This window comes from Spirosoma daeguense (genome assembly GCF_054776875.1).
Window position 1 is genome coordinate 346,163 of record NZ_BAAHBF010000006.1, and the last position, 23,398, is coordinate 369,560.

The following is a 23,398-nucleotide window of genomic DNA, read 5'->3' on the forward strand; positions in this document are numbered from 1 at the left end:
TTATCGTAACAAAAAGGAGTACTATGCGTCGATTTGTTGTCTCTGTTTTACTGGTGAGTTTAGGTTTATTCACTACGTCCTGTCGCCAGACCAACCCAACCCGGTTTGAATCGATGCCATCCAGCCAGACGAGCGTTACGTTTACCAACACACTTACACAAACCAATGCACTCAACGCTTTTACATTCACCAACTTTTACAGCGGTGGCGGAGTGGGTATTGGCGATGTGAACAGAGATGGAAAACCCGATATCTTTCTGGGTGGAAATCAGGTAAGCTGCCGGCTGTATATCAACCAGATAGACTCCACTACTCATCAGTGGAAATTTGAAGACATCACCGAATCGGCGGGCGTTTCAACCAATCGTTGGTGTACGGGAATTTCAATGATTGACCTCAATGGCGATGGCTGGCTTGATATTTACGTAAGTGTGGCCAAACATGCTGGAATGCCCAATTCGAAAAATCAGCTTTTTGTTAATCAGGGTCTAAAAAATGGAAAACCGTTTTTTCTCGACATGGCGGAAGCCTATGGATTGGCCGATGACGCTTATACGACTCAAACGGCTTTTTTTGATTATGACCTCGACGGCGATTTAGACGCTTACCTCCTCAATACAGGCCCCGATCTGCAAAACCCGAACATTCTCCGCCAAACCTACAACGATGGTACGTATCCCAGCACCGGCAAACTGTATCGGAACGATGGTTTTGGCTCCAAAGGTCATCCAACGTTTACCAACGTATCAAAACAGGCTGGCATTCGCTATGAAGGGCTGGGCCTTGGATTAGCCATTAGTGACCTGAATAAAGACGGCTACCCAGATATTTATTGTTCCAACGACTTCATTAGCAGCGATATACTTTACCTAAATCAGGGAAAATCATCAGCCGGTGGAAGTGAGCTCGCTTTTGCCAACGTAATTCACGACGCAACGGCTCATACTAGTTTATATGGTATGGGCGTAGACATTGCTGATTTCAATAACGATGGGCTACCCGATATTTTTCAGCTCGACATGCTGCCCGAAGAAAACGAACGACAGAAAAAGATGCTGGCCGGTCAGGATTACGACCGTAAAGAGTTAAGTATCAACCCTCCGTATAACTACCAGATGCAGTACATGCGGAATTCATTGCAATTGAATTTGGGGGTTGGGAAAAGGGCGTGGAGTATGGGGCATGGGGAATCTTCTAAGAACAGCCCTTCGCCCTCTGCTCTAAGCACTACGCCTTTGTTCTCTGAAATTGGCTTGCTGGCTGGCGTTGCCAAAACCGACTGGAGCTGGGCCGCGCTGTTTGCCGATTATGACAACGATGGAAATAAAGACCTGTTTATCACGAATGGCTATCGTCGGGACGTAACAGATCGTGATTTCATCCAGTATACCGAGGAGTTTTCGGGGTTCGGTACCACGGAAGTGCAGCAGGAAAAGCGGGAAGAGTTAATGAAGAAAGTCCCGGAAGTACAGGTACCAAACTATGCTTTTCGCAACACCAGCGATTTGTCGTTTACCAACGTAGCAAATGAGTGGGGGTTGAATTCTGTGGCGTATTCAAATGGCGCAGCCTACGCCGATCTGGACAATGATGGCGACCTTGATTTAGTAGTCAACACTATTGATTCTGAATCACTTATTTACCAGAATCACACCCGCCAGCAATCGAATTCGCACTACGTATCGATACGTGCTACCGGCCCTCAGGGAAATCGTCAGGGTATTGGCTTGAAAGCTACGTTGTGGGCGAATGGACAAATGCAATACGCCGAATTATCCGTAGTACGTGGTTTTCAATCGTCAGTTGAACCCATTCTTCATTTTGGCCTTGGAGAAACCAAACAGATTGACTCACTACGTATCGAATGGCCCGGTGGAAAAACCGAAACTCGTTATAAACTTCCTGTTGATCAGGCGCTACCATTTGACTACGAAAAGGCTAACGCCAACAACGTAACGCCCGAAAAATCGTTTCCACAACCGTTATTTACAAACGTAGCAACCCCGATCCAACCAGCTTTTCAGCATCAGCTATCTACCAGTTTTGTCGATTTCAAGCAGACGGCCGCTTTACATAAAATGCTGTCACGTAGTGGTTTTGCATTAGCAACGGGCGACATCAATGGCGATGGACTCGATGATTGTTTTGTAGGCGGTACGTATCAGGGTAGCCATGCCTGTTTTCTGGTACAAACAGAACAGGGGCGTTTTGTGCAAAAAGCTTTTCCTATTCAGGCCGATCACGACGATACGGCTGCTTTGCTTTTTGATGCGGATGGCGATCATGATCTGGATTTATACGTAGTACGTGGTGGCTGTCAGCGTCCTGCATCAGATAAAGCGTTTTATCAGGATGAACTATACCTCAACAACGGCAAAGGCAATTTTAGTCCGGCTCCGCCTAATTCTTTACCCGATTTGTCGGGCAGCGGTTCATGTGTGGTAGCACAGGATTTTGATAAAGATGGCGATATGGATCTGTTTGTGGGTAGTCGAATGATTCCCGGTCAATATCCACTTCCAGCCCGTAGCTATCTACTCCGAAACGATCAGCAAAACGGCATGGTCAAGTTTACCGACGTAACAAAAGAAGTATGTCCTTGGCTGATGCAGGCAGGTTTGGTTTGCAGTGCCCTCTGGACTGATACAAACCGCGATGGTCTGGCCGATCTGGTACTTGCGGGGGAATGGATGCCAATTACGATTTTGCAGGGAGCTGGAAAAAGTAAGGTTAATTATACCTTGCAACCCTCGCCATCTAAGCTATCCTTGCCTACTGGTTGGTGGCAGAGTCTGGCTCAGGGAGATTTCGACAATGATGGCGATATGGACTTTATTGTTGGAAATGAAGGGCTGAATACTCTTTATTCAGCATCGGAAAGGGAGCCTGTCAGAATGACTGCCAAGGATTTTAACAACGACGGTACGTTCGACCCAATTATGGGATATTATATAAAAGGAACTTCTTATCCAGCCGTGCCGCGCGATGCGCTTATCCAGCAAGTAATTCAGTATCGGCGGAAATACCAGCATTATGCCGACTACGCTACCGTTACGTATGCTGATCTTTTTTCGGACGACGACCTGAAAGGAGCTTATCAAACACAGGCAACTTATTTGCAAAGTGCTTACATCGAAAATCGGGGAAACGGACAATTCCGTATCAAACCCCTCCCCCGCCTTGCTCAACAATCGCCTATCTACGGCATCGTTCCCTACGACTTTAATCAGGACGGAAATTTAGACGTAATGTTAACAGGAAATTTTCACCCAAATGAAGTAAATATGGGCCGCCAGGATGCTTCGATTGGGATGCTGTTGCTGGGAGACGGACACGGCAATTTCAACGTTTCCCCCAATCGGGAAAATGGCTTGTTTATTCAAGGAGACGCCCGAACCTCTAAACTTATAGCGACTTCAGAAAACACTAAACTATTACTGACAGCCATCAATGGACAAGGTATTCAGGTAAATCGATATCACAAGAAGCCATAATTTATACGTAGCGTTTCTGTTCGTCCGCGATTGTATCGCGGACGAAACTTCGAGCTTCACCATGATGCATGCCTATCCTCAGCTTTTTTTCTGCTTACTGGCTGTCGCTTGTTTCTCTGCAATGGCCTTAATTGCTGTTACCAGCCGATCTAAATCTTTGGGCGAGTGATATACGTGTGTCGTCACCCGAACCCCGCGAATATTCTCCCACTCGATTCTCACCGTATGAATCTTGTATTTATTCATCAACTGCCCGTCAATCTCGGCCGGTTTCATACCACCGATGGAAAATAAACCAACAGCACCGGCATATTGCGGCTTGAGTGAAGTATGGATTTTCACGCCCGGTACGTTTCGAACCCGCTCCATCCAGTAGTTTTTAAGATAATGTGCACGAGCAAATTTACGGGCTGTACTACGGCTGTACCAAGAGTATTCTGAAAATCGACCGCCGTACCAATGGCTATTTCCGTTGCAAACGAACGTGTACCCAAACTTTCAAATTTGCGAATATCCGGCCCTTCGGGCTCATTGGTTGATCGGACGTAATAAGATCCCTCAGCAGCCCTGAAGCATTTTTTTTCAATCTGAAAAATGACTTTTTAATAACTTTTTAATCTAAAACTAATGTGATTAAATTTGCCCAACGGTTAAAATACTCGTGCTAGTAATCGAAAAATAAGGTTCTCATTATAGCTCAAGAATACAATTAACCTATTCTAGTAAACTTACTAAAATCAGTCTATTTGAATAAACACCTCTACTTACCTATGCTACTGCTTCACAAAATCGTCATCATTCTTATTCTATTGGGTTTGCTGTTTATAGCCGTAATTTACATAGCACTACGTACCCGAAAAAAGGATGTAACCGGAAAAGCTCCATTTGCTGGAATCAAGGGAAAAACGATGGTCTTAAAACGGAAAATGTGGCTGGTCAGAAATCACCAGAACGACGTTAAAATAAACCCGTATACCCTAACAGAGCCCGGCATCCCGCTTAATGATGAAGCAAAACACATTCGTACACTTGCGGTTGGAACTAACCTTCAGATTGAGAAAGTATTACTCTTCAAGAACGGTATGAGCAGCGTACAAACGACGCTGGTAACCGGCACCCTTCTTACCCCCAACGAAAACGCCATTCCATTCGAATATGAGTGGGGCGATTGCCATTTTCTGAACGACGATCAACCTTACTGGACCTTTCCGGTTGCGCCCTGGCAGACCGAAAAAGATACCCATAAATATTCCTTTCCAGAATTCATGTTTTAACGACAACCAACGTACTGATTATAAATTTTGGCAGACCGAATTCCAATCAGCGGTTGCTACGTAGTAATTTGCGCAGATTACTACGTAGCAACCGCTGATTGTTTATGAATGCACCCGAAGTAAATGCTACGTTCCGATCAACGTTACTCGGTATTGCGTATCGTATGACGGGCGAAGTGATGACGAGCGAAGACATTGTTCAGGACGTATTATTGAAATGGCTCAATCATTCGCAAACCGATATTCAGGACTCGAACGCGTATCTCGCCAAAAGCGTTACCAATGCCGCGCTGAATCATCTGGCTCAGATGAAACGACAGCGCGACGCCTATAAGGGCATTTGGCTTGCCGAACCCGTTCTGGAAAGTCATCGCGCTGTTGATGCCAGACTTGACATTTCCTATGGTTTCATGCTCCTGCTCGAAAAACTCTCGCCACTGGAACGGGCGGTGTTTGTTCTCAAAGAAAGTTTCGACATTCCCTATACCGAGATAGCTCAATTATTCGACACCAACGAAGCAAATTGCCGACAGCTCTATCGACGGGCAAAAGAAAAAATAGCCAGCGAAAAACGACGCTTCTCTCTTGATAATCAACAAAAAGCGTTTCTGCTAGAGGCATTTACAAATGCCAGTAAAGAGGGAGACGTTTCTGAACTGGTTCAATTGCTCAAAAACGACGTAGTGCTTTATTCCGATGGTGGCGGAAAAGCAATTGCGGCTGTTCGTCCGCTCATTGGTGCTCAGGCAGTTGGTCAGTTCCTTCGCTCAATTTCTCAAAAATATGGGCATGCATTGACCGTTGAGCCAACCCTGATCAATGGGGAAATAGCTCTTTTATTTACTCAAAAAGAGACCGGACAAGTAGATACAGTTATGGTCTTTGAGATTGATGATGCAGGTATTAGTCAGATTTTTACGGTTCGCAATCCTGACAAACTTGTCCATGTTCAGTAATTTTTTTTTATAGCGTTCTGTCACAAAAGTTCGAGTTGGTTTGTCTAGCACAAAACTTTCTCGTGTTTTATGCAGACCAAACAAACTCGCCAAATACAGTTTCTATTACTGTACTTTGCCATCACCAATAGCGTTCCGGGCATTTGGGCTTTATTTTTTCCGTATGAGTTTTATGCTCATTTCCCTGGCTTCGGCCACACGTGGGTTTCTGTAGATGGCCCTTACAATGAGCATCTTATTCGAGATGTAGGCGCATTCTTTATGGCTATAACTACACTCTGTGTTCTAGCCTTGCGTCAGCCTCTGCTGATAAAAGCTACGGCAATTTGCCTGCTGGTATTCAACGTACCGCATCTGCTCTATCATCTTCAACACCTGCACATGCTTCCGCCAATCGATCAGGTGGGCAACGTAGTGGTTCTATCACTCGCGGCTTTGCTCCCAATTCCTCTCTTGCTAACTCAACTGACCTCTCACCAATCATCTGTAAATCAGTAGTACGTCATGAAAAAAGTTTTAGTCATTGGCGGAACGGGCGTATTAGGTACGTCGATTGTCAATACGTTGCAACAGCATACTATTGATTTTGTCATTGGCAGTCGAAATCCGATCAAAACGGGTGCTTTTAGCCAGTTGATTCAGTCTCAACAGGTAGCCTGGACACGTATTGATCTGACCACTGGCGAAGGGTTGGCCCAAGCGCTAACAAATGTCGATACGGTTTTTCATCTGGCCAGTGCTCCTACAAAAATTGGTAAAGAATCCTTCGAGGTCGTAACAACGCGAAATCTGTTGAACGCGCTAAAGAAATCGGAGGTCAAGCACCTGATTTATAGTTCTATTGTGGGTGTCGACAAAATACCATTTAGCTATCATCGGTCTAAGCTGGACGCTGAAAAATTGATTCAGCAAAGTGGGTTTCCATTCAGCATTTTACGCGCCACTCAGTTTCACAACCTGATCGATTTTGTTATCAGTAAGCTGCTTTCTCTACCCATCGGATTCGTGCCGAAGAAGCTGCTGGTACAACCGATACACGTAGAAGCTGTTACGATTGAATTATATCGATTGGCTCAGGCGGGACCTCAAAAAAATGTCCGAAATCTGGGTGGCCCGGAGCTGTACGATCTGGGAACAATGGCAAAACTCTGGATGAAAGCGCAGAATATTTCGAAACCTATTGTCTCAATACCAACTGTAGGGGTTCTCATGAAAAGTCTGGAAAAAGGCGAAAATACATGCCCAGAAAAAGCAGTCGGATCTAAAAATTGGGAAGCTTACTTGCAGGAAAAATTTCCAGCTACCTAAACGAAGTGAGGAGTTGGAAATACGTTTTTGACGTATCGCCAACTCCTCACTTCGTTTAATACAGATAAGAATGCTAGATCACCGATGGAATCACAGACGATTACACCACCATATTCAATGCCAGAACACCGAGCAACCCAACAATTGATACGATGGATTCCATCAGTGACCAGGTACGAATGGTTTGGCCAATGGTCAGGTTAAAATACTCTTTAAACAGCCAGAAGCCACCATCGTTGATGTGCGAAAACATCAGGCTTCCCGAGCCAATGGCCAGCACCATCAATTCAGGTTTAATAGGCTGATTTTGAATAAGTGGCCAGATAATTCCCGACGTAGTAAGGCCCGCTACTGTAGCTGAACCAACACAAACCCGGATGAATGCGGCAATACCCCAGGCCAGCACCAATGGCGGAATCGATGCATCGGCCAGCAGGCTACCAATGTATTTGCTCGTGCCGCTGTCGGTAAAAATCTGTTTCAATGCACCAGCACCAGCAATAACGAGCAGAATCGGGGCTACCGCTTTTACCGCTTCTTCAAGATCTTTCGTTACGGCTTTCATCGACTGTCCCCGCCGAATTCCCAGAAAATAAATCGCGACCAATACTGATAACATCATGCCGATATAAGGCTCAGCCAACATTACAACGGCCGTTTTAAAGGGCGACCCATCAGGTAATGCACCTTTTAGCGGGCCAAACGTAGTGAGCAGCAACACCGGCAGTAACGCAACCAGAAAACTGATACCAGCACTCGGCAGGTTTTCATTTGGCACCTCCTTAATGTCAAACAAATCCTTATCGGGCGAAATCTTCATGTTCACCAGCGTTTTACCAAATATCGGCCCAGCAATGATAATGGCTGGAATCGCAACGATGATTCCGTAAAGGAGTGTCTGACCAATATCGGCGTTCAACTGTGCTGCTACCGCCGAAGGCGATGGGTGGGGAGGCAGATAACCATGAGCAACCGAAAGGGCCGACAACATTGGCACCGCAACCGACAACAATGGCAATCGCGACGAAGCGGCAATCGTGAAAATCAATGGCGCTACAATAATAAAACCGGCATTATAGAAAAGTGGAATACCAACCACAAAACCCGCGAGTGCCAACCCCCAGCGAATATTTTTAATACCAAAAAGGCCAATTAATACATTGGTAATTCGTCGGGCGGCTCCACTTTCGGCAACCAGACGGCCCAGCATGGCACCAAAACCAATAATTAACACAAGATCGCCAAGAGTACTGCCGATTCCAGTTTGAATAGATTTTCCGACGGCCATTACGTCCATACCCGATGCCAGTCCAATACCGAGCGAGACAATAACAAACGAAATGAAGGTATCTAACCGCACGAAAGCAACGAGTAAAACGAGCGTTAGAATGCCGATAAGCGTTAGAAATAAGGGCATGAATGGAGAAGTAAAGTCTGTTACGATGGATGATGGTCAATTAACAATAAGGAAATTGGCAGCTTAAACGACCCAATAAACGGCTTATTGCTGATAAGACAAAGCGTATTGTGCCAGCTTTTCTACTTCACTGGCCAACGAATTAGCTAAATCGAACGGTACTACGTGCAGCCGGGTAGTAGCATCGTAGCCGAACACGTCGAGTGGTTTTCGGAACGTATCATTGGCCGGATAAACCAGAAACAGATCGTCTGCTCCGTATTTCTTTCCGTACGCATATAACTGGTATAAATCGGCCTGTTCAATACCATAACCTGTTACGTTGCCATTTATTTCTTTCCATTTTGTGTCAAGAACTAACGTGCGGTTTTCATGCCGAATAAGAATATCGGGGCGGAGTTTAAACTTAGGGACGCCTACATGTTCCTCAACTAAATGTGCCGATGACTCCTGAATCCGCACCTCGCTGTTTTCCGACCAATAGGTTCGGATACCATACGCTACGTAATCTTCGAAAACCCGCTCCATCGAAAACAGTAGCGACAAGCTGTTGATTGAGCCAGTTTCAATACCCATTCCCTGACCACTCAGCAAGGCATCGGCCCAGGCTAGTGCCCGCTCGTAACGCATAAACAGACGCCCGGCACGCCGAATTGCATTCCGATCGCGGGTAATCGAAGTAGCAACGGGAATCTCACCCAAAAGACTCAGTAGCATCTCGATACGTCGCAGGTTTGCCTGTGAGTCCGTCTGATTTTTCAAGTAAACCAGTGTGGTTTTCAGGATTCGGTTCGGTGCTACGTCCGCAGTTAACGTATCATAAACTACAGCCAGCCGTTCAGCGTGTAGCCTATTTTCACGTAACTGGCGAGGTATTTGAAGTTTTCCTTTCCAGAATCGCTCATTCCTTTCTTCGGCTACGTAGGCCCGTTGTACGCCCTGTTGTAATACAGTTTCGGTTGCTGCCAGAAAAGCACCGATAAAAACGTCCCACAACGGCAATTGAGTAGTTCCGGTATTTGTATCGGAAAGTACCCGAAACGGACTGTTGCGCAACCGACGTAGCATTCGGAGCAACACCGACCGCGTACTGGCTACCGTATCGATCTTAGGAAGAATTTCGAGATACACCCGACTCGACAACGGCAGCAGCCCCACATAATTCCGCACACGAATCAATTCACGCCCTTTCTGTATCGTATAGGTCAACAGGGCATCGGCCTGCTCCGCTTCGAACGCAAACCGACGTAGCAACTGAAACGCATCATCTGGTACCAGCACACCGCCCGGAGGTGCATCGGCCCATTGATGTACACTACCAACCAGCCCATTTTCAGGTACAGAATAGATTACTGCCATATATTACTTGCAAACGTAATCAATCATTTTAGCCGGTAGGCACGGAGCGCTTGCTGGTTAATGCCAAACAGTAGCGTATTACCCAATGGTAGTACGCTACGTATATCTCCCGTCAGATGGAACCCAGATTGCGATTGTGGCACGGCCGTAAAATTACCGCGACCGTCGCCATGCAACAACAACCCGTAGTTGGCATCTGCCCGACCGAAACGTAATCGAACCTGATTTGTATTTCCACACAATAACAGATCTTTATGTCCATCCCGATCATAATCTAAGGATGTAATGGTAAAAACAGGCGATACCTGAGCGGCCAGCGGCAACGGTTTTTCAGTCAGTTTACCAGCTGGCGTACTAAGAAAACAACTGGTTTTCAGATCATTCGCCGTTAGTTTCTGAGCATCTTTTAGTTCTTCCTCCTTAAACACATCAGTCAACGTAGCGTTGGAGTAACTGTCGTAATTGGTGAAGCGATGACGTAGCATACCAACCTGTTCGAGGATTTCGTCGCGGGTGGCGTGCGGATAGCTTTTGCCTTGTACGTACAGGCAAAGAATCGGATCGAGTTTACCGTTGTTGTCGAAGTCTTTATAAATCAGTTCGGCTGGTTCGGCATCGCTGGCCCGACATTGAGTGTTTAACCCCTGATTACCAACAACCAGATCAGGGCGCCCGTCGCCGTTCAGGTCGTCGATCAGCAATTTATTCCACCATCCCCGATATTCTTTCTCGAAATAGGTTTTGGTCTGATCAATAAGTTTACCTTCTGACCAACCAAGCACCGTTACAGGCATCCACTCACCTACAAGCACCAGTTCGGCTTTTTTATCGGCGTTCAGATCGACCCAGGCCGCATCCGAAACCATTCCGATAGTTGCAAGAGTCGGTGCCAACGTAGCGGTTTGATCGGTAAACTTGCCTTTACCATCGTTAATGAGCAGATAACTCTGGGGAGTTTCGGGGTAACGACCCGGTACAACCCGCCCTCCAATAAACAAATCTGGCTTACCATCGCCGTTTAGATCGCTTAACCGAACACAGCTTTTACTCGAACGTAATGCAGGGAGTGCGTTCGGACTTTTCGTAAAATTCCCTTTACCATCGTTCAGATAAAGTCGATCCTGCAAACGTAGTGGATCGTCAGGCAATACGTCGCCATAGCCGCCACTCACTACGTATAAATCAGGAAAGCCGTCGGCATTGGCATCGAAAAACACGGCATCGGTATCCATATTGGTTTTGTCGCCTTCAAATGCGCCTTGAGCCTTTCGAGAAAACTGGTTATCAGCCGATTGAATAAATAAAACTCCTGCCTGACCATTGCCACCACCCACATATACATCCTCGCGGCCATCACCATTCACATCGGCTTTCGCCATACACGGCCCGCTGAATGATTGCGCATTAACGAGTTGGGCTTGCCGCTTGAAATCGTTTGTTTTATTGATCGCATCCGTAAACGCAATAGGCGATTTTACCTCATTAAACGCCGTTGGCGAAGTAAGTGAAGCCCGATACGTTACCTGCGCGTCTTTCTCCTGAAGCGTCAGCAACTGGTCGGGTTTTACATTCTTAAGAAGCTGCTGTTTTCCAGTTGGCCAAACGATACGTAGTGAATCGATAGTCGGTTTTGTTCCTAAACCTACGTGCAACCGCTGCGATACGGTTGACTGATAGCCACGTGTCGGCATTTGCTCGACGTACTGCTGATTACCAGCTTGATATACAGTCATTTTTGCTCCTATTCCCTGCGTATTACCGCCCAGTCCGACCAGTTTTACCGACAGATAATGGTGTTTACGCTCTTTATTCGCTTCGTTCTGAAAAATAAATGCAGGTTGATTCGTATTGTTAACAATCAGATCGAGGTCGCCATCATTGTCTAGGTCGGCGTAGGCGGCACCCGTGCTATTCGACGTTTGCGAAAGCCCCCAGGCGGCTCCTACATTCGCGAACGTAACGTTTCCGGCCGACTCCCCTCCCCGATTGCGAAACATATAGTTCATTACGTTCGACGACGGAATTTTATGCACCAGTTCCAGCACATCATTTCGGCTAAAATTAGGCGGACGATTCTGCATATAGTCGGTCATATATTTCAGAAAATCCAGATTGGTATAATCGCGAACGTAGCCGTTTGTTACGTAGATATCTTTCCAGCCATCGTTATCATAATCGGCCAGCAACGGAGCCCAACTCCAATCGGTATTCGAGATTCCGGCCAACTGACCTGTTTCGGAAAACATTGGCAATTTCGCTTTCCCGTTACCTATAGCCCCCTGCCCTGTGCCTGTATTGAGTTGCAGCATATTCCGCATATGCTGATAGTGAAATCCCGACGCTACGGCCAAATCGAATTTTTCGTAATTGTCGGGGGCCATCAGCAGTTTCTGCCGACGGTTATCTTCAGGCAACATATCGAGCGTCATGATGTCGGGGAGCGCATCATTGTTTAGATCTGCTACGTCGTTCCCCATCGAAAAATGAGACGTATGCCGAATGCTGTTTTCGAGTTGATTGGTAAACGTACCGTCCTGATTATTGATGTAGAGATAATCAGGAATCGTGTAATCATTGGAAATATAGAAATCTGGCCAGCCATCGGCGTTGAAATCAGATACACCCAACCCTAATCCATACGTCAGCACGGAACTACTCAGTCCAGCTTTTGCCGTTACGTCCTCGAATCGTTTGCCATTGTTACGTAATAGCCGAACACCAATTTCAGGATTCTTTTCTTTGAGAAGCGCGGCCGTTGGACCGGGGTCAAGTACGGGTAAAAGGCGGGGGTTATGGTTCAACAGAAATAGGTCCAGATCGCCATCGCGGTCATAGTCGAAGAACGTTCCCTGTGTTGTCTGACCCGGTTGATCAAGGCCCCATTCAATTGTTCGTTCGGAAAAATGCGGTACACCCTGTGTATCAGGGCCGTCGTTGATGAAGAGTTGAGGGATGCGTTTATGTGGCGGTAAACTACCCGAATACGAAACAAATAGATCAAGAAGCCCATCACCATTTACATCGGCCATCGACGCCCCCGTTCGCCAGGGGCCTTCTCGACCAGCCACACCTGCCTGAGCTGTTACGTCGGTAAATTTTAAGCTTCCTTTGTTGATGTAAAGCTGGTTTGGCAGCATGTTTCCGGTAAAGAAAATATCTTCCAGCCCGTCGTTATTCAGATCGCCAACAGCCACTCCACCGCCATTGTAGAAATATTCGTACATCAGTACGTTCGTATTCAGTCCTTCGTTCAAATTATTGGCAAACGTAACGCCCGTTTGTTCGGGCGTGAGTGACGTAAACAGAGGAGGGCCATCTTTATCGCTTGTTTGTTCAGTTTTATCAGATGACTGACAACCAGCAACATAAATAAGTCCAAATACTAAAACGAAACGGCTAATTGTATTCACAGAAGGGTAATTTTATCTTTTTATAAAAATAAGCCAAAAATGCCAGCACCCACGTAGTACTGGCATTTTTGAAGGCATTAGTTTAATGAAAATGGATAATGAAGAATTAGTAAGACCGAGCATTATTCATTTTACATTATCCATTATTTATTTACTTAATAACCTGGATTTTGTACCAGTTTATTGTTTCGGTTTATTTCATCGCGGTTGATCGGCAGGAAGTAAAGCTTGTCGTTCCACTTCCGGTTTTCTTTACCGACGCCCAGATCCTGTACACTATAGGTATAATTGTAGTTATCCTTGCTGTACTTGTAGGTCGATACCGTTTTACCCGCTTTGAGTTTGCCGTTGATCACGATGATTTTTGCCTGGCTACCCAAGGCCGTTGGGGCAATCATCCAACGCCGGACATCATAGAACCGCTGATCCTCGAAAAGCATCTCAACATTTCTTTCGTTCTGATAACGGGTCATGAGAGCAGCACCCGATTCCGTTATCGCTGGCATACCTGCCCGGAAACGAACCCGGTTGATCCAGGTTTTTGCTTCGGCATCCTGACCGAGTGCCATACAAGCTTCAGCGTAGTTCAGCACAACTTCCGTATACCGGATCTGAATCGATGGAACTTCCTGACGGATGCTCATGTCGACCAGCGCCGGATCTGGGTCCATAAAGCGACGGATACCGTAGCCCGTCCAGGTGCCATTCCAGTTTTCGATAGTACTGTTACGTGTGTCTAGCCCAGCAAATGCAGTAACCGTTCCGCCACCTGTTCCGGTTTCGTAGAAGCCCATCTGAATCTGACCAGCCGGGTCGATACCTATGGCATCGGGCGTCCGGGGTTTCCACTGTGCTCCGTCGTACAGAATCGACTGGTAAAAACGGGGATCACGGTTTTCGTAAGGAGCAGCCGCGTGTGTTGGGTTTTTCCAGTCGAACTTCGAGCCGTCCATCATCTCGTAGCTATCAACAAGCTGCTGCGTCGGTTGGCTGGACGTCCAGCCGTGGTAACCGTTGGGCATGTTGTTACGTGGATACCAGGAACCCCAATCGTCGAACGATGCCCGGATGTAGTATTTCAGGAAAATACCATCGGCTTCTCCGCCATTACGCGACAACGATATATTGAGGTAGTTCTGCTGGCCTTCGGAAGCCGTAACGGGCGCGCTTAGGTTGAGCTTATAGCCATACTGATTCAGATCCATAACGGCTTTCGCAGCATCTTTGGCTTTCTGCCAACGGGCAGCCCGGTCACCACTGACGTATCCCAGCAGTTCCGGATTGGCGGCAGCAGCGATTACGCTCGACTTGGTTTTAGCCGTCGGAATGTCGTGCAAATCACTGGCGGCATAAAGCAGTACGCGAGCTTTCAGTGCCATAGCGGCACCTTGTGTAGCCCGACCGGCAGCCATCGTTCTGCCTTTGAGCAGAATCGAAGCCGAATCCAGATCGCTAACGATAGCATTCACACATTCCTCATACGTATTACGGGAGACGTTGAAGTCGGCTTCGTTTAGTGTGTAGGCTGTTTTGGCAATCGGGATACCGCCATAGTAACGCAACAACTGATTGTGATAATAGCCACGTAAGAAATACATTTCGCCTTTCATTCGGTCGGCAATGCCGTTCGTGTTATCAAACTTCGGCTTGGCCAGGTTCGCCAGTGCGATGTTGGCGGCCCGGATGCGCTGGTACATGGAAGCCCAATCCATCGTAGTTTTAACCGTTCCTATGTTGGAAGGGCTCACGTTCGCTTCGTTTACATCCTGCTTACCGAAGCTGTACAAGGCATTGTCGGTCTGGCAATCGAAGCTCATCTGATCCAGAATACCATCCCTCAGACCATTATAGACGTCTGTTACAAAAGCGTCCGACAAGGAAGGATCTGACCAGACCGCACTACCCGATACCTTATCAACGGGCTGGGTATTGAGGAATTCATGGTTACAACTGATCATCGATGCCCCCAGCAGCACTCCCCCAATCAGGTTTTTTACTATATGATTCATTTGTGTTTCTTATTTTAAGGCTGATAATCAGTACTTTTCTTGGTATTTATTGACGCAATCGAATCCTGATCCTCAGCCATTAAACTCATTGATTAGAAGCTCAAAGCCAGACCCGTGTTGATAATACGCGACTGCGGATAGTACTGAGCATTACCTCCAGCCGACTCCGGATCGAACAATCCTTTCATATCCGGTGCGTACGTAGCGAGGTTCAGCGCGTTTACATAAACCCGCAGGCTACTCAGGCCAATCTTGTTGCCTATTGCGGCAGGCAGCGTGTAGCCCAGCTCCAGGTTTTTCAGGCGGATGTAGTCCGTGCTCTTCAGCCAGTACGTAGTTCCGTTCGAGAAATACTGGTTGCTACGGTCAACGATACGGGGGTGAACCGTGCTCGGATTATCTACCGTCCAGCGATTATCGTAGTTGTATTTGAGGAAGTTACCAATCGTACCCGACTCAGTTTGCAGGAAGATTTGCCCACCCGTTGCAGCCTGAAACAGCACCGTCAGATCGAAGTTTTTCCAACGGATGTTTCCATTGATACCACCCTGAAAGCGCGGCAGGTTGTTCCGGTCGGCGCGTACTCGGTCCTGAGCGTCGATTTTACCGTTACCATCGATGTCCTTGAGCCGCATGTCGCCTGGACGTAACGTGCTGGCTCCTACTCCACTATAGTCGATTCTGTTGGCGTCGATCTCAGCCTGGGTCGAGAAAATACCATCATACTGGTACATCAGCGATCCATTTTGCTGGTTCGGATCGTTAACGTTCGTCGGGATAGGCTTCCCAGTCGACCGTTGCCACTCGGGAGCTCCCGGAGTTTCGTCCCAGAAGGTAATGGTATTCTTGGCATAACCACCGTTTACGCTCACACTGTATTTGAAATCACCAGCCTGACCGTTGTATCCCACGTTGAATTCATATCCGCTGTTGCTAACTTTCCCGATGTTTGTAGCGGGTAACGTAGCGCCCGTTGTTTGGGGAATAGAAGCACTTTTCCGCCACAGAATGTTCGAGCGCTTGTTCTGGAAGACGTCGAATTCGAAAAAGACTTTGCCGTTCAGCAATGAGCCTTCCAGACCGATGTTGGCGTTGTTCGCTACTTCCCAGGTCAGGTTTGTGTTCGGCACTCCGTTTTCATAAAGCGTCTGAGCAACCTGATTACCAACCACATAGCCCCAGTTGGCATTTACTACGTCCCCGTAGGCATAAGTTGGTAAGTAATCATATTCACGCAGTACGTCATTGAAGTAAACCTGATCGTTACCCAACTGCCCCCATGATGCGCGCAGTTTGAGGTTGCTGACCACGGGTAGGGCTTTCTTGAAGAAATTTTCTTCGGAGATACGCCAGCCCGCCGATACGCCAGGGAAAAAACCCCATCGGCTAGATGCTGGGAACATGTACGACCCATCGTAACGGCCCAGAAATTCAACCAGATAACGTTCTTTGTAGTTATACGCAGCACGACCGAAATAGCTCATGCGCGCACGCTCCCAGAGTGGGGTTTGTGTAGGGCTGTTTCCAGAGTTTTTCTCGGCGCTACCACCAGCAAACAGCTGATCGATTGCCGTTGACGCAAAGTACTTCCGAAACGCGAAGAAGCCGTTTGAGTTACTCTGTTCTTTCGTAATACCAGCCAGCAACGTAATGGCGTGGTCGCCAGCGATGGTGCGGTCATACGACAGGATACCCGACAGCAATGAGTTAAACTGATCGTTGGTATACTGGTTGAGTTCAGCCTGAGCTGGGCCTTTGGCAACGCGCGTCAGAACGGGTTGTTTATTGGCATCGTAGGATGTATAATCCCAGCTGTAAACGTACCAGGGTGTCTGCCACCGCTTACCCTGCTGGATGTATTTGTCCAGCGCAATACTACCACTAAATTTCAAACCGGGAATCCAGGGGTTTGTAACGTTCACGGTGGCATTGCTTTGGAGGTAGTAGCGTGTGTCTCTATCGTAGCCCGTGGCACTCGTTGTTACCAGTACCGGTTGCTGACCGTTTTCAATGTCGGGAGCAGGTAAGCCATTAGGCCAGTAAGCAGGCCGGTTAGGATACCCCCGCATCAGCATCCGGAAGATGGCTCCCGCACCTACGGTTGGGTAGAAGCGATTTTCCTGACGACCAACCACACCCGTTACCAAACTTATGTGCTTACTAATCTTGGCATCCAGATTCAGACGGAAGTCATACTGCTTGTACCCCGTTGCCGAGTTTTTGTAATACGCATCCTGATTCTGATAGTTGGCCGAAACTAGGTATTTGATATTTTCACCACCCCCGTTGAGCTGCAACGTGTGGCGCGTCTGCGGAGACCAGGTTTTCAACGCATCACCGAACCAATCGGTGTTGGGGTATTTCCATGGATCGGAGCCATCCTGAAACTTTTTGATTTCGTCAGGCGTAAAGGCAGCTTTAGCCACAGCACCGTTGTCGGGGCGGGTGTATGTTCCCGTTGTGTTGAACGCATCGAGCGCTGGCTTCCAATACTGCGAAGGCAGGTTGTACGCGTTGATTTCGTTGTTCAACTGCGCATACTCAGCGGCTGACGCCATTTTAGGAATAACCGTCGGCTGTGCCCAACCCTGATTGAAAGAATACGACAGTTCAGGTTTACCCGTTTTACCACGCTTGGTTGTTACCAGAATAACGCCGTTAGCCGCCCGCGAACCATAAATGGCAGCCGACGCATCTTTCAGTACTGAAATACTTTCAATATCGGCTGGGTTCAGACGGTCGATACCTCCAGCCCGCGCCGGCACTCCGTCAATTACGACAAGCGCATCGTTGTTCCCCAACGTATTAGAGCCACGAATCCGGATGGCCGACCCATCGGCACCAGGCTCGCCACTGCGGTTAGTCGCAATAACGCCTGGCATCCGGCCAGCAATGGAATTTGTCAGGTTAACGGCTGGCGATTTTACCAGATCCTGACCTTTAACGGTAGCCACAGAACCAGTTACGGTTTCTTTCTTTTGTTCGCCATAACCCACCACAATAACTTCATTCAACATTTTATCGTCGGAAGCTAAAGTGATGTTTATCTCGGTCCGGTTATTTACGGGCACTTCCTGGCTAGTGTAGCCAATGAACGAGTAAATCAACGTAGTAGTACGACTTGGAACGTTTACCGTATAACCACCATCGGCCGATGAAACGGTACCGGTTGTTGTTCCTTTTACTACAATACTCACACCGGGGAGTCCCTGCCCCTGATCATCGGTCACCTTTCCAGTAACCTTCGACTGAGCCATTGCACTGACTGAACAAAAAAGTAAAAGCAGTAAACCGAACGCACTTCGCTGAAGCCAGTTTGCGTGGTCTACACAGTTGGCCCTGTCTTTTTCGAGGACTTTCTGTTTGGTAGATTGGTTTTGCATAAGCATAGGTTTTTAAGCGTAATTACGTAGTACAAAGCCTAGTTTCTAGTTAAATATACTTAGCTTTTATTACCCAATTTCTACTTTTTTTTAACAATATTCCTATACAAACCCATTATTATCCTATCAATAAAGTATCATAAATTAATTACTTAAGTATAACTTAGTTTGATACGATTAGCTTTAAACAGTAACACACCAGAAGGCTTAAAAGCAACTAGTTACTTTTAAGCCTTCTGGTGTGCCTATTAGATGTAAAACAGGAAATAAGAACTACGTTAACTAATGCGCCCCCAGTTACTGTCTGTCTTTTTGATGTTATCCAGATGGTTCCGAATTGGGGCATGTTGAGGTAATACCAATTCGGGGTCTTCAGTCAGAATGGCTTGTGCCGACTCTCGGGCGGCAGTTAGAATAGCACCATCTTTTGCCAGATCAGCAATCATAAGATCCATTACGCCACTTTGTTGCGTACCGCTCAAATCACCGGGGCCACGTAGCTGCAGATCAACATCAGCAATCTCAAAGCCATTATTAGTACGCACCATTGTTTCAAGCCGGGTGCGCGTGTCGCTGCTCAGTTTGTAGCCCGTCATCATAATGCAGTACGACTGTTCAGCGCCACGGCCAACCCGGCCACGTAACTGGTGCAATTGCGATAGGCCAAACCGTTCGGCACTCTCAATAATCATCACACTGGCATTCGGTACGTTCACTCCAACTTCAATAACCGTAGTAGCCACCAAAATCTGGGTTTCGTTTTTCAGAAACCGCTTCATCTCATCGTCTTTTTCGTAGGGCAACATTTTACCGTGCAAAATCCCAATCTCGTATTTTGGGCGAGGAAAAGCACGCTGCATACTCTCAAAACCATCCATCAGGTCTTTGTAATCCAGCTTCTCCGATTCTTCAATCAACGGATATACTACGTATACCTGACGCCCCAGTTCAATCTGCTGGCGAATAAACCCAAATATTTCGGAGCGGTGTTTGTCAAATTTATGCACCGTTTTAATTGGCTTCCGTCCTTTCGGCAATTCATCAATGACCGATACGTCCAGATTCCCATAGAGCGTCATAGCCAGTGTACGGGGAATTGGGGTAGCAGTCATCACCAGAATATGTGGTGGAACAACTTCGTTTTTACGCCAGAGTTTAGCCCGTTGCGCTACGCCAAAACGGTGTTGCTCATCAATAATACATAAGCCGAGATTTTTATACTGCACTACGTCCTCCAGCAACGCGTGCGTGCCGACCAGAATATGCATTTTGCCCGACTGAAGCTCATCATGGATAACCACCCGTCGTTTCTTGTTGGTCGAACCCGTCAGAATACCTAGGTTTAAGCCCATCGCATCGGCAAACGGCTTTAGTCCATTATAATGCTGATCGGCCAGAATTTCGGTTGGAGCCATCAGGCAAGCCTGCGCCCCGTTGCCAATGGCCAGCAGACAGGCAATAAAAGCCACAATGGTTTTACCACTGCCCACATCGCCCTGAAGAAGCCGATTCATCTGTTTACCCGTCAGAAAGTCGGCATAAACCTCCTTGATTACCCGCTGTTGGGCACTCGTCAATTCAAATGGCAGCAATTCGTTATAGAAATGCTTCATCAGCGATGTATCACGAAAAATCTGCCCCGGAAATTCTTCTTTCTGAATAAGCTTATTCTTAATCAGTCGTAGCTGATTATAAAATAGTTCTTCAAATTTCAACCGGCGCTGTGCCTGCTTCAGCCATCCCTGATTTTGAGGCAGGTGAATATTCCAGATAGCTTCTCGCTTTCCAATTAACCGATATTGCTCTACCAACGCCGTCGGTAGAGTTTCGTGAATATGCGTCCACGACTGTTCCAGCAACCCTCGCATTATTTTTGCAATGGCTTTACTGTCGAGATGTCGCTTCCGTAGCTTTTCAGTGAGATTATAAACCGGGAAGAAGCCCGCTTCCTGCTCCGAACTAGTGGCCATGTTCTCCAACTCCGGGTGAACAATACTGAACTGGCCGTTAAATGATTGGGGTTTGCCGTACGCTATATATTCACCGTCGCGACGTAGTGTTTTCTCGATGTACGTAATACCTTGAAACCAGACCAGACTCATCGACCCTGTACTGTCTTCAAACGTACCAACGAGTCGCTTTTTAGGTCCTTCACCTTCAAGATACCAATCGCGAAGCCGCCCCCTTATCTGCGCCGACGGCATCGATTCCATTAGCTCGCTGATGGTATAATAACGGCTCCGGTCATCGTAACGAAACGGATAATACTGGATCAGGTCGCCAAACGTGAACAGGTTAAGCTCTTTATTGAGCATTTCGGTTCGCTGGGGGCCTAACCCTTTCAGGTAAAGAAGTGGTGTATCAAAAAAAGTAGCTCGTTCGGTCATAACGGGCCGGATTTGAATTGACCATCAAATCGCGGTATACATCGTGATTTGATCAAAAATACGCATTTCCCGATAAATTCACTACGTTAATCGTCTACTTCACCAATGCCAAACGACAGCCCTCCATAAATATCTAAACCACGAGGGGCTATACTATTCGACCGGGTTCCCATCAGTCCCAGCAGGTTGTCGGTTCCTAGCCAGGCGGGTCCTACACGTAGCGATGCGCCGGCGGTGAGCCCCCGATTCAGATAAGCAATCGGAATAGAAATGCCTAGCCAACGAACATCATAGCGGGGCGTAACGGCCAACATACTCGGCTGGTGAATCGCCATTGCCGACTGTGCCCGCATATCCTGCCAATACGTTACGTTGATACCTAAGCCACCAGGCTGTTGATAATCCATAGACAGATTCAACGAAGTTGGTAAGCCTGCCTGAAAACTGTTTTTATCAGGACTACGTCCGTTGTTAAGTTTAGTCTGGATCACCCGAACAATATCTAAGCTACCATTCAGATTGTTAAAATCACTGCTTCGGAAACGAACCGGATTTTGCTCAATATTAGCGTAATTATAGGCTTCTCCCTTATATGATATACCGCCAATGTCGGTCATTGCGGCACCTAAACGTAGCGCTGGGCTGTCAGCATCGTACTGATTGATGTAGGTAAATCCTAAGTCAAGGCCAAGACCACGGCCCGGCAACGATGAGCTTAATAAATTGGGGATAGATAGTTTACGATTTTGAAGAAACGTAGTATAATTCAACGTAGCATCGAGTTGAGTAGCCTCCAAAAAGGCACTGTTCGGATTATTAGGATCGGAAGCAATCCGGTACTGCATTCCCCGATTGATAAGTTGTTGAGCATTATAACCCAGCAAGAACTTGGCAGTTGCACCCAGTAAAAGTTTCTGCCCATCTTCATTATCCCAAACGGTACCTGCATACGTAAATCCTAGCTCGGCATACGTGTTGGTATTGGCCGCAAATTGATTGTTTCCACTCGGAATTCCATACAAAGCGCCATCACCCAACCCAGCCCGCACAGCCGCCAGCATCGACTCCGACGCGCCCGTAATCTGCCCTACCGCCCGAAAACGGGTTGTAACAGCAAAAGCACTACGTTCGCCTGACCGAACCAGAAACGCTGGCCCACGTACCTCGCCAGCCAGCATTCCATTTTTAGGATTTCCATCAAGTGTCTCACGCGTATAACTCGTTTCGAAATGCACTGTACCATCCGAATTTCGGTACTGGTTTGGTACGTTCCCACTAATCAGGGTAAGTAACGAAAACGGAGCCTGGTACCGAACGTAGTTGTTATTTGCGTGCAGATTAACCGTAGCAATATTTAAATGAAATTTGCTCGGCGAATCGGCAGCCAACGCCGGATTAATATATAATTGGTTGGTTCCTCCAAAACGACTTGTTGAAATCCCCAGTAAGTTCTGCGCAAAAATGGGCGTTGTGCCTGCTAGAAACAACCCAATCCAGAGTGAATATTTCATGTAATAAATAAGTCTAATTGGGCAAGATTGTTCAAAATTCTGTACTATGAGTCATATACGTTCCAGTGTCATTCTTATTGTAAACCTGGCTACGTATCGAGGAAAGGAAAGCAACTAAACTGTGGTTACAATACATATTAGAACGTTTTTCCAAAAGAAATCCGCCACTGGCATTAACCAATGACGGATTCCTTTTTGAACGGTCACGGATATTAAATCATTTAGTAAAAGCTAAATTCCCGCACCAATTATTCTTCTATTTCACTAAAAATTTACACGCCTTCCGCTTCCACCAGTTTCACTTCGGGAACCAGCCGGGTCAGTAAGTTTTCGATACCCGATTTGAGCGTAAGTGTCGATGATGGGCAACCGCTGCATGAACCCTGTAACAGAACTTTAACAGTACCGCTGGGCTCATCGAAAGAGTAAAAGTTAATAGCGCCACCATCTGATTCAACAGCAGGCTTAATGTATTGATCCAGAACGGCTTTGATTTTTTGCACGGTTTCAGAATCCATGTCCAGCTTGGTGGTGTTGGCATCCATAGTCCGTTGCGCAAAAACAGGCTTCTGCTCGCTGAAATAATCTTTCAGGAATAACTTCATTTCGAACAGCACGTCGTCCCATTCGGTTTCGTCGTCTTTCGTCACCGTAACGAAGTTACCGGAGATAAATATCCGACGAACAAAGTCAAAACCAAATAAAGCAACAGCCAATGGCGATGCTTTTCCTTCCAGCAATGCATCGCCCGGAGTAGCGTAATCGAACGAAAGTCCGGTTGGTACAAGTTCAAAATTAACCACAAACTTCATCGAGTTTGGGTTCGGACTTCCTTCGGTAAATATAGATACGGGGCGGCTTAATGTCGGATTCATAAGCTATATGTGCGT

Annotated in this window: 14 protein-coding genes; 5 read left to right on the plus strand and 9 right to left on the minus strand. The window is 47.0% G+C overall.

All coding sequences use genetic code 11. The annotated features are described in order from the left end of the window. Positions 1-23 precede the first annotated feature (23 nt). Entirely contained in the window at positions 24-3,494 is a 3,471-nt protein-coding gene (locus ACYVD4_RS20685; protein WP_460948972.1) for a VCBS repeat-containing protein, read from the plus strand. A gap of 78 nt (positions 3,495-3,572) precedes the next feature. Here ACYVD4_RS20685 and ACYVD4_RS20690 read toward each other — a convergent pair whose 3' ends face one another. Continuing rightward, positions 3,573-3,863, minus strand: coding sequence for a hypothetical protein (locus ACYVD4_RS20690; RefSeq protein ID WP_460948973.1), 291 nt, complete (start codon positions 3,861-3,863; stop codon positions 3,573-3,575). Between the two features lie 401 nt (positions 3,864-4,264). On the opposite strand from ACYVD4_RS20690, the gene ACYVD4_RS20695 reads away from it, so the two are divergent. From ACYVD4_RS20695 to ACYVD4_RS20710, 4 genes are all read left to right on the plus strand, one after another. Then, positions 4,265-4,768, plus strand: coding sequence for a hypothetical protein (locus ACYVD4_RS20695; protein ID WP_460948975.1), 504 nt, complete (start codon positions 4,265-4,267; stop codon positions 4,766-4,768). Between the two features lie 104 nt (positions 4,769-4,872). Beyond that, positions 4,873-5,724, plus strand: a complete 852-nt coding sequence (gene sigJ / locus ACYVD4_RS20700; protein ID WP_460948977.1) for an RNA polymerase sigma factor SigJ — start codon at positions 4,873-4,875, stop codon at positions 5,722-5,724. 69 nt (positions 5,725-5,793) lie between these two features. Further along, a complete protein-coding gene (locus ACYVD4_RS20705; protein ID WP_460948978.1) occupies positions 5,794-6,222 on the plus strand; it encodes a hypothetical protein in 429 nt (142 codons plus the stop codon). A 6-nt stretch (positions 6,223-6,228) separates the two neighbouring features. Then, entirely contained in the window at positions 6,229-7,032 is an 804-nt protein-coding gene (locus ACYVD4_RS20710) for an SDR family oxidoreductase (RefSeq protein WP_460948980.1), read from the plus strand. 100 nt (positions 7,033-7,132) lie between these two features. On the opposite strand, the gene ACYVD4_RS20715 is transcribed toward ACYVD4_RS20710, so the two are convergent. The 8 genes from ACYVD4_RS20715 to ACYVD4_RS20750 all read right to left on the minus strand — a co-directional run bounded on the left by ACYVD4_RS20715 (position 7,133) and on the right by ACYVD4_RS20750 (position 23,383). Next, entirely contained in the window at positions 7,133-8,449 is a 1,317-nt protein-coding gene (locus tag ACYVD4_RS20715; RefSeq protein ID WP_460948982.1) for a gluconate:H+ symporter, read from the minus strand. An 84-nt stretch (positions 8,450-8,533) separates the two neighbouring features. Then, positions 8,534-9,808: an McrC family protein gene (locus ACYVD4_RS20720; protein WP_460948983.1), complete on the minus strand. Its 1,275-nt coding sequence runs from the start codon at positions 9,806-9,808 to the stop codon at positions 8,534-8,536. Positions 9,809-9,831: 23 nt separating this feature from the next. Further along, positions 9,832-13,218, minus strand: coding sequence for a VCBS repeat-containing protein (locus ACYVD4_RS20725; RefSeq protein WP_460948985.1), 3,387 nt, complete (start codon positions 13,216-13,218; stop codon positions 9,832-9,834). Between the two features lie 155 nt (positions 13,219-13,373). Beyond that, entirely contained in the window at positions 13,374-15,227 is a 1,854-nt protein-coding gene (locus tag ACYVD4_RS20730; protein WP_460948987.1) for a RagB/SusD family nutrient uptake outer membrane protein, read from the minus strand. 92 nt (positions 15,228-15,319) lie between these two features. Next, positions 15,320-18,610, minus strand: coding sequence for a SusC/RagA family TonB-linked outer membrane protein (locus tag ACYVD4_RS20735; RefSeq protein ID WP_460948989.1), 3,291 nt, complete (start codon positions 18,608-18,610; stop codon positions 15,320-15,322). A gap of 278 nt (positions 18,611-18,888) precedes the next feature. Further along, a complete protein-coding gene (recG, locus tag ACYVD4_RS20740) occupies positions 18,889-20,997 on the minus strand; it encodes an ATP-dependent DNA helicase RecG (RefSeq protein WP_460948991.1) in 2,109 nt (702 codons plus the stop codon). A gap of 86 nt (positions 20,998-21,083) precedes the next feature. After that, positions 21,084-22,508: a DUF5723 family protein gene (locus ACYVD4_RS20745; RefSeq protein WP_460948993.1), complete on the minus strand. Its 1,425-nt coding sequence runs from the start codon at positions 22,506-22,508 to the stop codon at positions 21,084-21,086. Positions 22,509-22,780: 272 nt separating this feature from the next. Next, entirely contained in the window at positions 22,781-23,383 is a 603-nt protein-coding gene (locus tag ACYVD4_RS20750) for a NifU family protein (protein WP_460948995.1), read from the minus strand. Positions 23,384-23,398: the final 15 nt, after the last annotated feature.

Coding starts and splice junctions, on each gene's coding strand:
- ACYVD4_RS20705 (WP_460948978.1), top strand. CDS start 5,794: ATGCAGACCAAACAAACTCGCCAAATACAGTTTCTATTACTGTACTTT.
- ACYVD4_RS20715 (WP_460948982.1), bottom strand. CDS start 8,449: ATGCCCTTATTTCTAACGCTTATCGGCATTCTAACGCTCGTTTTACTC.
- ACYVD4_RS20710 (WP_460948980.1), top strand. CDS start 6,229: ATGAAAAAAGTTTTAGTCATTGGCGGAACGGGCGTATTAGGTACGTCG.
- ACYVD4_RS20735 (WP_460948989.1), bottom strand. CDS start 18,610: ATGCAAAACCAATCTACCAAACAGAAAGTCCTCGAAAAAGACAGGGCC.
- ACYVD4_RS20685 (WP_460948972.1), top strand. CDS start 24: ATGCGTCGATTTGTTGTCTCTGTTTTACTGGTGAGTTTAGGTTTATTC.
- ACYVD4_RS20730 (WP_460948987.1), bottom strand. CDS start 15,227: ATGAATCATATAGTAAAAAACCTGATTGGGGGAGTGCTGCTGGGGGCA.
- recG (WP_460948991.1), bottom strand. CDS start 20,997: ATGACCGAACGAGCTACTTTTTTTGATACACCACTTCTTTACCTGAAA.
- ACYVD4_RS20745 (WP_460948993.1), bottom strand. CDS start 22,508: ATGAAATATTCACTCTGGATTGGGTTGTTTCTAGCAGGCACAACGCCC.
- ACYVD4_RS20695 (WP_460948975.1), top strand. CDS start 4,265: ATGCTACTGCTTCACAAAATCGTCATCATTCTTATTCTATTGGGTTTG.
- ACYVD4_RS20690 (WP_460948973.1), bottom strand. CDS start 3,863: ATGGAGCGGGTTCGAAACGTACCGGGCGTGAAAATCCATACTTCACTC.
- sigJ (WP_460948977.1), top strand. CDS start 4,873: ATGAATGCACCCGAAGTAAATGCTACGTTCCGATCAACGTTACTCGGT.
- ACYVD4_RS20720 (WP_460948983.1), bottom strand. CDS start 9,808: ATGGCAGTAATCTATTCTGTACCTGAAAATGGGCTGGTTGGTAGTGTA.
- ACYVD4_RS20750 (WP_460948995.1), bottom strand. CDS start 23,383: ATGAATCCGACATTAAGCCGCCCCGTATCTATATTTACCGAAGGAAGT.